At 69.5% G+C, this 13,482-nt stretch carries 15 protein-coding genes; 11 read left to right on the top strand and 4 right to left on the bottom strand.

What is annotated here, in order from left to right:
• The first annotated feature begins 35 nt into the window (after positions 1–35).
• Complete coding sequence (locus AC5Y5E_RS00165; RefSeq protein ID WP_499901015.1) at positions 36–917, top strand: DivIVA domain-containing protein; 882 nt, start codon at positions 36–38, stop codon at positions 915–917.
• Here AC5Y5E_RS00165 and AC5Y5E_RS00160 read toward each other — a convergent pair.
• On the bottom strand, positions 914–1,711 hold the full coding sequence (locus AC5Y5E_RS00160) for an alpha/beta hydrolase (RefSeq protein ID WP_499901014.1): 798 nt from the start codon (positions 1,709–1,711) through the stop codon (positions 914–916). The two genes, AC5Y5E_RS00165 and AC5Y5E_RS00160, sit on opposite strands and share 4 nt — an antisense overlap.
• A gap of 107 nt (positions 1,712–1,818) precedes the next feature.
• On the opposite strand from AC5Y5E_RS00160, the gene ffh reads away from it, so the two are divergent.
• The 5 genes from ffh (at position 1,819) to AC5Y5E_RS00135 (ending at position 8,584) form a co-directional block, all read left to right on the top strand.
• On the top strand, positions 1,819–3,375 hold the full coding sequence (ffh, locus tag AC5Y5E_RS00155; RefSeq protein ID WP_499901013.1) for a signal recognition particle protein: 1,557 nt from the start codon (positions 1,819–1,821) through the stop codon (positions 3,373–3,375).
• Positions 3,376–3,389: 14 nt separating this feature from the next.
• Positions 3,390–4,466, top strand: a complete 1,077-nt coding sequence (locus AC5Y5E_RS00150; protein ID WP_499901806.1) for a metal-dependent hydrolase family protein — start codon at positions 3,390–3,392, stop codon at positions 4,464–4,466.
• Positions 4,467–4,503: 37 nt separating this feature from the next.
• Positions 4,504–6,072: a serine/threonine-protein kinase gene (locus AC5Y5E_RS00145; RefSeq protein WP_499901012.1), complete on the top strand. Its 1,569-nt coding sequence runs from the start codon at positions 4,504–4,506 to the stop codon at positions 6,070–6,072.
• A gap of 72 nt (positions 6,073–6,144) precedes the next feature.
• Positions 6,145–7,971 carry an N-acyl-D-amino-acid deacylase family protein gene (locus tag AC5Y5E_RS00140; protein ID WP_499901011.1) on the top strand — a complete coding sequence of 609 codons (1,827 nt, stop codon included), beginning with the start codon at positions 6,145–6,147 and terminating at the stop codon, positions 7,969–7,971.
• A gap of 1 nt (position 7,972) precedes the next feature.
• Positions 7,973–8,584 (top strand): TetR/AcrR family transcriptional regulator, encoded by a 612-nt coding sequence (locus AC5Y5E_RS00135; RefSeq protein ID WP_499901010.1) that lies wholly within the window; start codon positions 7,973–7,975, stop codon positions 8,582–8,584.
• On the opposite strand, the gene AC5Y5E_RS00130 is transcribed toward AC5Y5E_RS00135, so the two are convergent.
• On the bottom strand, positions 8,553–9,425 hold the full coding sequence (locus AC5Y5E_RS00130; protein ID WP_499901009.1) for a D-alanyl-D-alanine carboxypeptidase family protein: 873 nt from the start codon (positions 9,423–9,425) through the stop codon (positions 8,553–8,555). The genes AC5Y5E_RS00135 and AC5Y5E_RS00130 overlap by 32 nt on opposite strands.
• Before the next feature lie 35 nt (positions 9,426–9,460).
• Positions 9,461–9,718: a hypothetical protein gene (locus AC5Y5E_RS00125; RefSeq protein WP_499901008.1), complete on the bottom strand. Its 258-nt coding sequence runs from the start codon at positions 9,716–9,718 to the stop codon at positions 9,461–9,463.
• 160 nt (positions 9,719–9,878) lie between these two features.
• On the opposite strand from AC5Y5E_RS00125, the gene AC5Y5E_RS00120 reads away from it, so the two are divergent.
• The 5 genes from AC5Y5E_RS00120 to trmD all read left to right on the top strand — a co-directional run bounded on the left by AC5Y5E_RS00120 (position 9,879) and on the right by trmD (position 12,498).
• Positions 9,879–10,310 carry a nuclear transport factor 2 family protein gene (locus AC5Y5E_RS00120; protein WP_499901007.1) on the top strand — a complete coding sequence of 144 codons (432 nt, stop codon included), beginning with the start codon at positions 9,879–9,881 and terminating at the stop codon, positions 10,308–10,310.
• A 161-nt stretch (positions 10,311–10,471) separates the two neighbouring features.
• A complete protein-coding gene (gene rpsP, locus AC5Y5E_RS00115) occupies positions 10,472–10,987 on the top strand; it encodes a 30S ribosomal protein S16 (RefSeq protein WP_499901006.1) in 516 nt (171 codons plus the stop codon).
• 5 nt (positions 10,988–10,992) lie between these two features.
• Positions 10,993–11,235, top strand: coding sequence for an RNA-binding protein (locus AC5Y5E_RS00110; RefSeq protein ID WP_003878715.1), 243 nt, complete (start codon positions 10,993–10,995; stop codon positions 11,233–11,235).
• 11 nt (positions 11,236–11,246) lie between these two features.
• Positions 11,247–11,762 (top strand): ribosome maturation factor RimM, encoded by a 516-nt coding sequence (gene rimM / locus AC5Y5E_RS00105; protein WP_499901005.1) that lies wholly within the window; start codon positions 11,247–11,249, stop codon positions 11,760–11,762.
• 19 nt (positions 11,763–11,781) lie between these two features.
• Positions 11,782–12,498: a tRNA (guanosine(37)-N1)-methyltransferase TrmD gene (gene trmD / locus AC5Y5E_RS00100; RefSeq protein WP_499901004.1), complete on the top strand. Its 717-nt coding sequence runs from the start codon at positions 11,782–11,784 to the stop codon at positions 12,496–12,498.
• On the opposite strand, the gene AC5Y5E_RS00095 is transcribed toward trmD, so the two are convergent.
• Positions 12,495–13,451 carry a serine hydrolase gene (locus AC5Y5E_RS00095; RefSeq protein ID WP_499901003.1) on the bottom strand — a complete coding sequence of 319 codons (957 nt, stop codon included), beginning with the start codon at positions 13,449–13,451 and terminating at the stop codon, positions 12,495–12,497. The two genes, trmD and AC5Y5E_RS00095, sit on opposite strands and share 4 nt — an antisense overlap.
• Positions 13,452–13,482: the final 31 nt, after the last annotated feature.

The following is a 13,482-nucleotide window of genomic DNA, read 5'->3' as shown; positions in this document are numbered from 1 at the left end:
TAACCTACGGCCCGACAACGGCGACAGGAACCGCGATGGACAACCACTTGCACCCCGAAAGCGATTGTCGGCACCATTTGCTGGTGGACGAAGCCGAGCAACGTATCGCTGATTTGCGACGTCAGCAGGGTTGGCCGCAGTCCCGGCCAGGTGACCTGACAGCCGATGACGTCCACAACATAGCCTTCTCGAAAGCGGCTGGGGGAAGACGTGGTTACAACGAAGATGAAGTCGAGGCGTTCCGCGACAACGTCGAACAACGGCTCAGAAACCCGGACGCGGTGGGCGGATTGACAGCCGCCGAGGTCGGCAGGGTGACTTTCTCGAAGCCAGCCATCGGAAAACGCGGCTACGACCAGGATGAAGTCGACGAATTCCTCGAGCGGGTCGGACAACAGCTGATCCGGACCAACGGCTTTGTCCAAGATCACGTGAAGCCCGCGATGGGCGACCCAGCCGATATTGGACCGCAACCGCCCCACGCCCGGTCAGGCCGTCAACGGTGGCGCGACGGATTTCGGCGCGCCGCAGCCACAGTCTTTATCGTGGTGGGGCTTATACCGTTCGGCATCGGCGCGCACATCATGTACATGTACGTCTCCGGCACACCGACGACTGCGACGATCATTCGCTGCCACAAGGAGGGCACCCGCAGCGTTATCCCAACCTGCACGGCCACGTGGAGCGACGGCGGAGAGTCACACACCGGCACGATCTCGGGACATTTCGGCGGTTATCCCAGAGGCACCGTGGTGAACGTCCACGTACGTGGCGGCGGCGCGTATACGGCTAGCTCTGGATTGCTTTATTTCGCCTTCGGTATGCCCGGCTTCATCGTCATCGCCGTGGTCTCGTTCGGTGCGTGGCGCGTGCGAACCGGCGCGGTTTCGGTTCCGGGGCGCCACTCCCGTCGTTAGCCGGCTTGGCCCGCCAGGTCGCGGGCGTCGAGCCAGGTGTGGATGCGCTTGGCGACGTCGGCCCATCCCGGTTCGAGCATCATGTTGTGGCCCATCGGGAAGAACTCCGGCTCGGTCCGGTAGGCGCGCGCCGTGGCGCGCACCGCGCCCACGCTGACGAAGCCGTCGTGCACGGCGCCGAGCACCAGCATCGGGGTGGTGACGCGCTGGGTTTTGACCCGGCGGAACATCGGGTCGGTCATCGCGGCGCGGATGCTCTCGGGCCCGGCGCGGTGCCAGCAGGATTGGACGATGTGCTCGGGCGTGTCCGCGCAGAACAGGTACGCGCGGGCCAGTCCCGACGTGCGGAGGAACTTGACCAGCGTGGGGTCGTTGAACGAGTGCACGGTCATCCACGGCCGCCGGCGCCAGACGCGCAGCGCCGCCCCGAGCACGCCCGACGGCGGCAGGGAGCCGACCAGCACCGCGGCCGGCGCCGCCCGGTCTTCCAGGTAGCGCTGGATCGTGTAGCCGCCCAGGGAATGGCCGATCAGCACCGGCGCGCCGCCCAGGTCGTCGGCCACCGAACGGACGTCGTCGATGTAGTCCTCGATGGAGACCTTTGGCAGTGGCTTGTCGGTGGGGCTGGTGCCGTGCCCGCGCAGGCTCATCGCGACCGCGCGATAGCCCGCGTCGGCGAAGAAGTCCAGGAAACCGTCGTCCCAGCACCACGCGCCGTGCCAGCCGCCGTGCACGAAGAGCAGCGGCACCGGGTGCGCGTCGGTGCAGGACCCCTTGTCGATCACCTCGAGCATGAGCCGACTTTTCTTTGCCCGCGTCGCGGCGTCAAGCCCCTGCGGCCCGACGAGCGTGCGGCCAGCCGCACGCTCGGCATTCACGACGCAACCATTAGGCTGGCGGGGTGTTTGAATCGCTGTCCGACCGATTGACCGGTGCCCTGCAGGGGCTGCGGGGCAAGGGTCGTCTGACCGACGCCGACATCGAGGCCACCACCCGCGAGATCCGGCTGGCGCTGCTGGAAGCGGACGTGTCGCTGCCCGTGGTGCGGGCGTTCGTCGGCCGGATCAAGGAGCGCGCCAAGGGCGCCGAGGTCTCCGGCGCGCTGAACCCGGCGCAGCAGGTCGTCAAGATCGTCAACGAGGAACTGATCGGCATCCTGGGCGGCGAGACTCGCCAGCTGGCGTTCGCGAAGACGCCGCCGACGGTGATCATGCTCGCCGGTCTGCAGGGTTCCGGTAAGACCACGCTGGCCGGCAAGCTGGCCGCCTGGCTGCGCGGCCAGGGGCACACGCCGCTGCTGGTGGCCTGCGACCTGCAGCGCCCGGCCGCGGTGAACCAGCTGCAGGTCACCGGTGAGCGCGCCGGGGTGCCGGTGTTCGCGCCGCATCCCGGAGAGTCGCCGGAGTCCGGGCCCGGTGACCCGGTCGCCGTCGCGGCGGCGGGGCTGGCGGAGGCCCGCGCCAAGCACTTCGACGTGGTCATCGTCGACACCGCAGGGCGCCTCGGCATCGACGACGAGCTGATGGCGCAGGCCGCGGCCATCCGGGACGCCGTCGACCCCGACGAGGTGCTGTTCGTCCTGGACGCGATGGTCGGCCAGGACGCCGTCGCCACCGCCGAGGCGTTCGGCGCGGGCGTCGGCTTCACCGGGGTGGTGCTGACCAAGCTCGACGGCGACGCCCGCGGCGGCGCCGCGCTGTCCGTCCGCGAGGTCACCGGCGTCCCAATCCTTTTCGCCTCCAGCGGCGAGAAGCTCGAGGACTTCGACATCTTCCACCCGGACCGGATGGCCAGCCGCATCCTGGGCATGGGCGACGTGCTGACCCTGATCGAGCAGGCCGAGCAGGTCTTCGACGCGCAGCGCGCCGAGGAGGCCGCCGCCAAGATCGGCACGGGCGAGCTGACGCTGGAGGACTTCCTCGAACAGATGCTGGCCATCCGCAAGATGGGCCCGATCGGCAACCTGTTGGGCATGCTGCCCGGAGCCGGCCAGATGAAGGACGCGCTGGCCGAGGTCGACGACAAGCAACTCGACCGCCTGCAGGCGATCATTCGGGGGATGACGCCGCAGGAGCGCGCCGACCCGAAGATCATCAACGCGTCGCGGCGGCTGCGCATCGCCAACGGCTCGGGCGTGACGGTGTCGGAGGTCAACCAGCTGGTCGACCGCTTCTTCGAGGCCCGCAAGATGATGTCGTCCATGCTCGGCGGCATGGGCATCCCCGGCCTGGGCCGCAAATCCTCGACCCGGAAGGCCAAGGGCGCGAAGGGGAAGAAGGGCAAGAAGGGCGGACGGGGCCCGACGCCGCCCAAGGCCCGCAACCCGCTGATGCAGGGCATGCCCGCCGGCTTCCCCGACCTGTCGCAGATGCCCAAGGGCCTCGACGAGCTGCCACCCGGCCTGGCCGACTTCGACCTGTCCAAGCTCAAGTTCCCCGGCAACCCGGGCAAGAACTAAACCCCGCCGTGCGGATGCGCCTTCGGGGCCTCGAGCTGCCCGGCGAGACCGAGATCCAGCTGTGGGTCGTCGACGGCCGCATCAGCACCGAACCGGTCGCGGGAGCCGACACCCTGTTCGACGGCGGCTGGATCGTGCCCGGTCTGGTGGACGCGCACTGTCACGTCGGGCTCGGCGATGACGGCGAGATCCCGCTCGAGGAGGCCATCGGCCAGGCCGAGACCGAACGCGACGCCGGCGCGCTGCTGTTGCGGGACGCCGGCTCACCGACCGACACCCGCAGCCTCGACGACCGCGACGACTTGCCCCGCATCATCCGCGCCGGCAAGCACCTGGCCAGGCCCAAGCGCTACTCGCGGGGCTTCGCCGACGAACTCGAAGACGAATCCCAGCTGCCGGACGCGGTGGCCCGGGAGGCCAGGCGCGGCGACGGCTGGGTCAAGCTGGTCGGCGACTGGATCGACCGCGGCGTCGGCGACCTCGCCCCGCTGTGGTCCGACGACGTGCTCAAGGCCGCGATCGACGCCGCGCACGCCCACGGCGCGCGGGTCACCGCGCACGTCTTCAGCGAGGACGCGCTGCCCGGCCTGATCAACGCCGGCATCGACTGCATCGAACACGGCACCGGTCTCACCGACGAGACCATCGCCCTGATGCTCGAGCAGGGGACCGCGCTCGTCCCCACGCTGATCAACACCCTCGAGAACTTCCCGGGCATCGCCGACTCCGCGGCCCGCTACCCGGCCTACGCCGCGCACATGCGCGACCTGCACGCCCGGTGCCGCGGACGGATCGCCGCGGCGCGCGAGGCCGGCGTGCCGGTGTACGCCGGCACCGATGCCGGCAGCATGATCGCGCACGGGCGGATCGCCGACGAGGTCGAGGCCCTCAAGAGCGTCGGGATGAGCCCCACCGAGGCGTTGGGCGCGGCGTGCTGGGACGCCCGTCGCTGGCTGGGCCGCTCCGGACTCGAACACGGGGCGTCGGCCGACCTGTTGTGTTACTCCGAGGACCCGAGACAAGGCCCCGGCGTGCTGAACCGGCCGGGCCTGGTGATATTGCGCGGCAAGGCCTTTCGGCCACGTGGCTAGGCGCGCGCGGCACCGCGATCGTGGTTAGGATCGCGTGATGGCGTTGGCCAGCGGCGCGACCTTCGCCGGTTACCAGGTCGCGCGGAGGCTGGGTTCTGGAGCGACTGGTGTGGTCTATCTCGTCCAGGACCCCCGTTCGTCGCGCTGGCAGGCGTTGAAGGTGCTGGCGCCGCTGTCGACGGACGGCGAGTTTCGCCGGCGATTTTGGGCGGAGAACCCGATCGCGACGAACCTCTATCACCCGAACATCGTCGAGGTCCGCGACCGGGGCGAGTTCGACGACGAGTTGTACGTCGCGATGGAGTACGTCGAGGGCATCAACGCCGCGCGGCTCATCGCCGATCGATTCCCGGCCGTCTCGCCCGCGGGCGAGGTGTGCTCCATCGTGACCGCCGTCGCCGGCGCCCTGGACTACGCGCACGAGCGCGGGCTGCTGCACCGCGACGTCAAGCCCGCCAACGTCTTGCTGACGGGCCGCGGGGAGGGCGAGCAGCGGACCCTGTTGACCGACTTCGGCATAGCCGGCCGTCTCGGCACGGCCGGCTATGGCGCGCCCGAACTGGCGGGCGCCGGCGCCGACGGGCGTGCCGACCAGTACGCGCTGGCGGCCACCGCGTTCCACCTGCTGGCCGGGGCGCCGCCCCCATCCGGCACCGCGCCGCCCCGGCTCAGCGATCAGCGCCCGGAACTCGCGCGCCTGGACGGCGTGTTCACCCGGGCGCTCGCCTCGAGCGCCGCCGACCGGTTCGAGACCTGCCTCGAGTTCGCCGCGGCGTTGAACGAAGAGGCGGGCGTCCGTAGCCGCGATCCCAGCCCCGAGGCCGTCCTGGTGGCCGAGTACCCGGCCTACGCTCGTCCCCTCCCGCCCGCGGCGGCGCCGCTGGCCGATCGCCCCGACGACTTTGCCGGGGAATCCGCCGAGGCGCCCGCACCCGCCGCTGGCGCGCCCGCGGTGTCCGCACCGAAGCGCAACCGCCGCCGCAAGCTCGTCCTGGGCGCCGCGGCGGTCGTGCTCGTCGCGGCGCTGCTCGCGGTTGGCTTCGTCGCCGGGCGCAAGACCAGCGCGACCGTCGCCCCGGCGGCCCGCACGACGACGAGCGCCCCGACGACGAGCGCCCCGACCACGAGCGCGCCGGTCCCGCTCAACGGCACGTACCGCCTCAAGGTGCTGCGCACCCGGCAGACGTTCAACGCCACCCCCGACCCCCAACCACCCGACGTGACCACGTGGTGGGCCTTCCGTTCGTCCTGCTCGCCCGCCTCTTGCACGGCCGTCGGAATGCCGCTGGACGACGGCGACCACACGCACGCGAAGTCGCCGGGCGGGGAGCCGGCCGTGTTGGAATTCCGCGACGGCCGTTGGCTGTCGCGCCCGGAACATTCGACATTCCCGTGCGTCGGGCCGAACGGCGCCGAACGGACGCAGGCGACTACGCAGCTGCTCGCGCTGCGGCCGCGCCCGCAGGGCGGGTTCGCCGGCGGGATGACCGTCATCGTGCGCAGCAACGAGTGCGGCCAGCAGGGCGCCGTGCTTCGGGCGCCCGTGCAGGCGACCCGCGGCGGCGACGTGCCGCCCGGTGTGACGGTGCCCGACCCCCCTCGCTGACTTGACCAGGCACTTTCTCGCTACCAGGCACGCCTGCAGAAAAGATTGCGAGTACTTGCTATCTATGTTACGGTGCGTGGCAACCCGACCAGCTTGGAGGCAACGGTGACCTACGACGTGATCATTCGCGACGGACTGTGGTTCGACGGCACGGGCCGCGCGCCGCAGACTCGCACGCTCGGCATCCGCGACGGCGTGGTGGCCACCGTGTCCCGCACGCCCCTGGACGAGACCGGTTGCCCCGAGGTGATCGACGCCGCGGGCAAGTGGGTCGTGCCGGGCTTCATCGACGTGCACACCCACTACGACGCCGAGGTGCTGCTGGACCCCGGGCTGCGGGAGTCGGTGCGACACGGCGTCACGACCGTGCTGCTGGGCAACTGCTCGCTGTCGACGGTGTACGCCGATTCCCAGGACGCCGCCGACCTGTTCAGCCGGGTCGAGGCCGTGCCCCGCGAATACGTCTACGGCGCTTTGCATTCCAACAAGACGTGGTCGACGGCCGCGGACTACGTCCGGGCGCTCGACGCGCTGCCGTTGGGTCCCAATGTCGGCTCGCTGCTTGGTCATTCGGACCTGCGGACCGCGGTGCTGGGGCTGGATCGCGCCACCGACGAGACCGTCAAGCCCACCGAGGCCGAGCTGGACAAGATGTCGGCGCTGCTTTCCGAGGCGCTCGACGCCGGGATGCTCGGCATGTCCGGCATGGACGCGGCCATCGACAAACTCGACGGCGACCGCTTCCGGTCACGCGCCCTGCCGTCGACGTTCGCGACGTGGCGGGAGCGGCGCCGGCTGATCAAGGTGTTGCGCAAGCGCGGGCGGATGCTGCAGAGCGCGCCCGACGTCGAGAGGCCGGCGTCCGGGCTGATGTTCTTCCTCACCAGCAGCCGAATCTTCGGCCGGGGCAAGGGAGTTCGGATGAGTATGCTGGTGTCCGCGGACGCTAAGTCCATGCCGCTCGCCGTGTACACCTTCGGGCTCGGCACTCGGCTGCTGAACAAGTTCCTGGGCTCGAGCGTGCGGTTCCAGCACCTGCCGGTGCCGTTCGAGCTGTACTCGGACGGCATCGACCTGCCGGTCTTCGAGGAGTTCGGCGCCGGGACGGCCGCTCTGCACCTGCGTGACCAACTGGAGCGCAACGAGCTGCTGGCCGACAAGGAATACCGCCGCAAGTTCCGGCGCGAGTTCGACCGCATCAAGCTGGGGCCCTCGTTGTGGCACCGGGACTTCCACGACGCGGTCATCGTCGAATGCCCCGATAAGTCGTTGATCGGCAAGAGTTTTGGTGCGATCGCCGACGAACGCGGGCTGCACCCGCTCGACGCGTTCCTCGACGTGCTGGTCGAAAACGGTGAGCGCAACGTCCGGTGGACGACCGTCGTGGCCAACCATCGGCCCAAGCAGCTCAACAGGCTTGCCGCCGACCCCAGCATCCACATGGGCTTCTCCGATGCGGGGGCGCACCTGCGCAACATGGCGTTCTACAACTTTCCGCTCAAGATGCTCAAGCGCACCCGCGACGCCCACCGCGCCGGCGCGCCGTTCATGTCCACCGAACACGCGGTGCACCGGCTGACCGGCGAACTGGCGGAGTGGTTCGGCATTGACGCCGGCACGCTGCGCGAGGGTGATCGCGCGGACTTCGTCGTGATCGACCCCGCCGGCCTCAACGAATCGGTGGACGGCTACCACGAGGAAGAGGTGCCGTTCTACGGCGGCCTGCGGCGCATGGTCAATCGCAACGACGCCACCGTCATCGCGACCGGCGTCGGTGGCGCCGTCGTCTTCGGAAAGGGCGAATTCCGCGAGGGCTACGGACGCACCGTGAAGTCCGGCCGCTACCTGCGGGCGGGCGAGCGCAGCCGCGGCCGCAGCGTGGAGAAGGTCGGGGCCTGAGATGGCCAGGACTCAGCAGGAGCGCCGGGAGGAGACCGTCGGGCGGCTCCTCGAGGCGTGCATCGACACCATCATCGAGGTCGGCTACGCGCGGGCGTCGGCCGCGGTGATCACCAAGCGCGCGGGGGTCTCCGTCGGCGCCCTGTTCCGCCACTTCGAGACCATGGGCGATTTCATGGCGGCCACCGCATCCGAGGTGTTGCGCCGTCAGCTGGAGTCGTTCACCAAGCGCGTCGCCGAAATTCCGTCCGACCGGCCGGCGCTCGAAGCCGCGCTGGCGATATTGCGCGACATCACCAGCGCCCCGACCAACGCGGTGGTCTACGAACTGCTGATCGCCGCGCGCACCGACGAAAAGCTCAGGGACACTTTGCAACACGAGCTCGGGCAGTACTCGGCGAAGATCGTCGACGCCGCGCGGGCGCTGCCGGGCGCCGAGGGCTTCCCGGAGGAGACGTTCCCGGTCGTCGTCGCGCTGATGACGAACGTGTTCGATGGGGCCGCCGTTGTGGAGGGGGTGCTGCCGCAGCCGGCGATCGCGGAGCGGCGGATACCCGTGCTGACCGCGCTGCTGAACGCGGTTACAGCGAGCCCACCCCCGTCTCGGGGTTGAGCGCGAAACCCCAGTCGAACAGGCTGCCGGCCTGATCCCAATACGTGGGTCCGCCCTGTTTCACCAGCCCGTACATCATCGCGATCACGAGCCGGCGCCCACCGCGGGCGGCGGCGCCGACGAAGGTCTTGCGCGCGGCGTCGGTGAAGCCCGTCTTGCCGCCGATGGCGCCGGGATAGCGCGCTAAGAGCTCGTCCTGGTTGGTGATCGGTTCGTTCCCGTGGTCGCCGGGGAACATCGCCGACGGCTCGGCGGTGATCTGCGCGAACACCGGGTTGGCCATGGCGGCCCGGAAGATGACGGCCAGGTCGTGCGCCGTCGACGCCCCGGAGCCGGCGGGTCCGTCCAGCCCGGACGGGGTCGCGGCAAAGGTGCTCGTCGCCCCCAGGGACGCGGCCTTGGCGTTCATCTTGGCCACGGTGGCGTCGGGGCCGCCCAGCAGGTGAGCCAGGGTGTTGGCCGCGTCGTTGCCGGAAACCAGCAGCAGCCCGTCCAGCAATTGGCGCGCGGTGTAGGTGCGGCCGGGCTTGATGCCGACGCAGTTGCACTCGACCTGGGTGTCGGCGACGTCGGCGACGACGGTGGAGTCCAGGCTCACCTGGTCCAGCGCCACCAGCGCCAACAGCACCTTGATGGTGCTCGCGGGCGGGTGGGCGACGTTCGCGTCGCGGGCGGCCAGCACCTGACCGTTGTCCAGGTCGGCCACGATCCAGGTCTGCGCGGGACCGTCCGGGATGGGCACCGAGCCGATCGGCTGCGTGCTGTCGGCCGCGGCCGTGTTGGCGCCGAGGGCGGCCGCGACCGTCAGCAGGGCCGCGACTGCGGCCATGAGCTTCCGCATGGCCGCAGAGTTTAACTTCCGGGCTTGTTAGCGGCCTAGTGCCACGGCATGTCGCGCCAGGAGTAGTTCGCGCCGTCGCCGATGTCGTGCACGCCGTAGTAGTCCCAGTAGTAGTCGTGGCAGATGTTGCCGTCCCACGGGACGGGCCGGCCCGCCGGGAGGACGTCGCCGGGGCACCAGTGCTGGCAGGATTTCCCGGCCGGGCACGGCGCGGCCTGGGCGGAGGGCGCGGCCAGCCCCGCGCCGCCGAACATCAACAGCGCCGTTGCTAATCCCGCGATTGCTGCTCTCATACCCAGGGGATTATTCCCCTCGGCGGCCACTGGTGTCCTGCGAAAACGGGAGAATCGCGGCGCTTGGCTCATGTCGGGCTCCTTCGTTGCTGGCGGTCCTGCGGCAAGTGGACAACGCCCGCGTCGCTACCGATCCCAACCCGCGGTGTTCAATCGATGCATGTTGAGCCTGGCAGAAATATCCGACCGACTAGAGATCCAGCAGTTGCTGGTGGACTACTCCACCGCCATCGACAACCGCCGCTTCGACGACCTGGACAAGGTCTTCACGCCCGACGCCTACATCGACTACACCGCCCTCGGCGGCATCGAGGGCCACTATCCGGAGGTCAAGAAATGGCTGTCGGAAGTGTTGCCGAACTTCCCGGTGTACGCGCACATGCTCGGCAATTTTTCGGTGACCATCGACGGGGATAAGGCCTCATCACGGGTGATCTGCTTCAACCCGATGGTGCTGGGCGGCGACCCCCAAGCGAAACAAGACCAGATCCTGTTCTGCGGCCTGTGGTACGACGACGAGTTCGTCCGCACCCCCGAGGGCTGGCGGATGACGCGGCGCGTGGAGACCAAGACCTTCCAGAAGGTGATGTAGGCGAATTTCCGGCTGATCGCCCCGTTCTGGCACAATGGGCGGCTGTCCGCCGCGCAACTACGGCTGCTCGGGGGTCACACACGCGAGGCAAAACCGGACCCCGGCATCCCGCCCGGATCGCTGAATTGCAGCGTGACACACACAGGAGAAGTCGCTTAACCATGGCTGTGAAGATCAAGCTGACCCGGCTTGGCAAGATCCGCAATCCGCAATACCGCATCGCCGTCGCCGACGCTCGGACCCGCCGCGACGGCCGCTCGATCGAGGTCATCGGCCGGTACCACCCCAAAGAAGACCCGAGCCTGATCGAGATCAACTCCGAGCGCGCCCAGTACTGGCTTTCGGTGGGCGCCCAGCCGACCGAGCCGGTCCTCAAGCTGTTGAAGATCACCGGCGACTGGCAGAAGTTCAAGGGGCTGCCCGGCGCCGAGGGCAGCCTGCAGACCGCCGCGCCCAAGCCGTCCAAGCTGGAGCTGTTCAACGCCGCGCTGGCCGAGGCGGACGGCGCGCCCACCACCGAGGCGGCCAAGCCGAAGAAGAAGGCCCCGGCCAAGAAGGCCGCCAAGGCGGCCGAGGCGCCCGAGGCCGCCGAAGCCGCCGCCGAGCCGGCCGCCGAGGCCGCGCCGGCCGAGAGCGGTGAGCAGCCCGAGCAGTCCGAGCCGGCCCAGGAAGGCTGACCGAGGTGAGCACCGTCGTCGTTGACGCTGTCGAGCACCTGGTCCGCGGGATCGTCGACAATCCCGACGATGTCCGGGTGGACATGGTCACCAGTCGGCGTGGGCGCACCGTGGAGGTGCACGTCCATCCCGACGACCTGGGCAAGGTGATCGGTCGCGGGGGACGCACCGCGACCGCGTTGCGCACGCTGGTCGCCGGCATCGGTGGCCGCGGCATTCGCGTCGACGTGGTGGACACCGACCAGTAGCGGAGCGCCCCTTGGAGTTAACGGTCGGGCGCGTGGTCAAGGCGCACGGCATCGGCGGCGAGGTGGTCGTGGAAATCCGCACCGACGATCCCGCAGCGCGATTCGCTCCGGGTAATGCGTTGCGCGCCAAGAACTCCCGTAGCGGCGAGGAGCGCACCGTCGTCGTCGACCAAGTCCGTGAGCATGGCGGCCGGCTGCTGGTGCGATTTGCCGGGGTGAACGACCGCGACGCCGCCGACGCGCTGCGGGGCAGCCTGTTCGTCGTGGACTCCCACGAGCTGCCGCCGATCGACGAGCCGGACACCTACTACGACCACCAGCTCGAAGGACTTGCTGTCCGGACGACGGCGGGGCTCGACGTCGGAATGGTCGCCGAGGTGCTGCACACCGCGGCCGGTGAGCTGCTGGCGGTGCGGCGCGAATCCGGTGAGGTGCTGGTGCCGTTCGTCAGCGCGATCGTCACGTCGGTGTCGTTGGACGACGGGCTGATCGAGATCGATCCGCCCCAGGGCCTGCTGGAATTGTAGGGAGGGGTGCCGGACAAAAGTGCGAATCGACGTCATAACGATTTTCCCGGCGTACCTGGATCCCCTGCGAGAGTCATTGCCGGGCAGGGCGATTGCGTCGGGCCTGGTCGATCTGCAGGTGCACGACCTGCGCCGGTGGACCTACGACGTCCACCACTCGGTCGACGATGCACCCTACGGCGGCGGACCCGGGATGGTGATGAAGGCCCCGGTCTGGGGCGAGGCACTAGACGAAACCTGTTCGGGTGAAACGCTTTTGGTGGTTCCCACGCCGGCCGGCAAGTTGTTCACGCAGGCGACCGCCCAGCGCTGGAGCGCCGAAAAACACCTGGTGTTCGCGTGCGGCCGCTACGAGGGCATCGACCAACGGGTCATCGAGGACGCCGCCCGACGGATGCGGGTCGAGGAGGTCTCGATCGGGGACTACGTGCTGCCCGGCGGGGAGTCGGCGACCGTGGTGATGATCGAAGCCGTGCTACGGATGCTCGCCGGGGTGCTGGGCAATCCCGCGTCACTGCAGGACGATTCGCACTCGCCCGCCCTGGACCGGCTGCTGGAGGGCCCCAGCTACACCCGCCCACCGAGCTGGCGTGGCCTCGACGTGCCCGAGGTGCTGCTGTCCGGTGATCATGCGCGCATCGCGGCCTGGCGCCGCGAGGTTTCGCTTCAGCGCACCCGCGAGCGCCGTCCCGACCTGGTGACCGGACAGGGCCCGGCGAACACTGCAGAGAGCTAGATCCGGCCGTTGGGAAATATCGTCTTGACGGCCTGGGTGATCGTCTGTCGCGCGGTGGCGTCGTCGGACGGCTGCAACGATTGCACCACCATCACGTAGCGGTGGTCGGCGCCGATCACACCGGTCGACAAGTGCACCCAGTCGGCGCCGATGCAGCACATCCAGCCCTGCTTGACCGCCACCGGCTCGGCGAACAGGCCGTCGGGGATGCCGAACCGCTGCGGGTAGCCATCGAGGCCGGTCGGCGTGGACCGGGCCAGATCGTTGACGATGATCGCGGCCCGCTCGGTCGGCAGGCCGCCCGACCCGTCGAGCAGCGCGTCGTAGTAGTGGATCAGGTCGGTCAGCGAGCTCATGGTGTTCCACCAGCGCCCGTCGCTGGGCGGAGTGGTGGAGGACAGCCCGTACCGGCTCGCGACCTGGGTGATGATGTTGTCGCCGCCGCCCTGACCCCAGAACTTCTCGGCCGCGCCGTCGTCGGACGACTGCAACATGACGTCCAGGGCCTGGCGGTCGCCGGGGGACAGGGTGGTGCGGCCCTGGGACTCTGCCAGCAACAGATCGTCGGCGATGAAGAGCTTGGCCACCGACGCGGTGCCGACGACCTGGCTGTTGCCGTTGGAGACCAGCTCATGCGTCTTGCGGTCCAGGACGGCGACCGATAGGGCGGCCCCGGCGCCGGCCGCCTCGTCGATGGCCTGCTGGATGCGCGCCGGCAGGCCGCCGAACACCGTGCCGGACAGCGCCTGCGGGGGCCCGTGCATCGGCAGGGTGTCCAGCAGCAGCTGAACCGTCTCCGGCTGCGTTTGCGACAGCCGAACGGGCTCGGTGCGTTCGGGGTGGCCGGACGGCTTCGATTGGCTTTGCGGCTCCACCAACGCCTCGTCGCACCCGGCCAGCACCAGCGTCACCGCCGCCACGGCGGCGAGCACGGCGAGCGGGCGGGTGCGCATGTGTCGGTCTCCTTGGTTTGCGCGAACGTTA

It is taken from the genome of Mycobacterium sp. NGS54 (assembly GCF_059812465.1).
The sequence above is the reverse complement of the archived record's forward strand: the minus strand, read 5'-3'. Positions and strand labels throughout refer to the sequence as shown.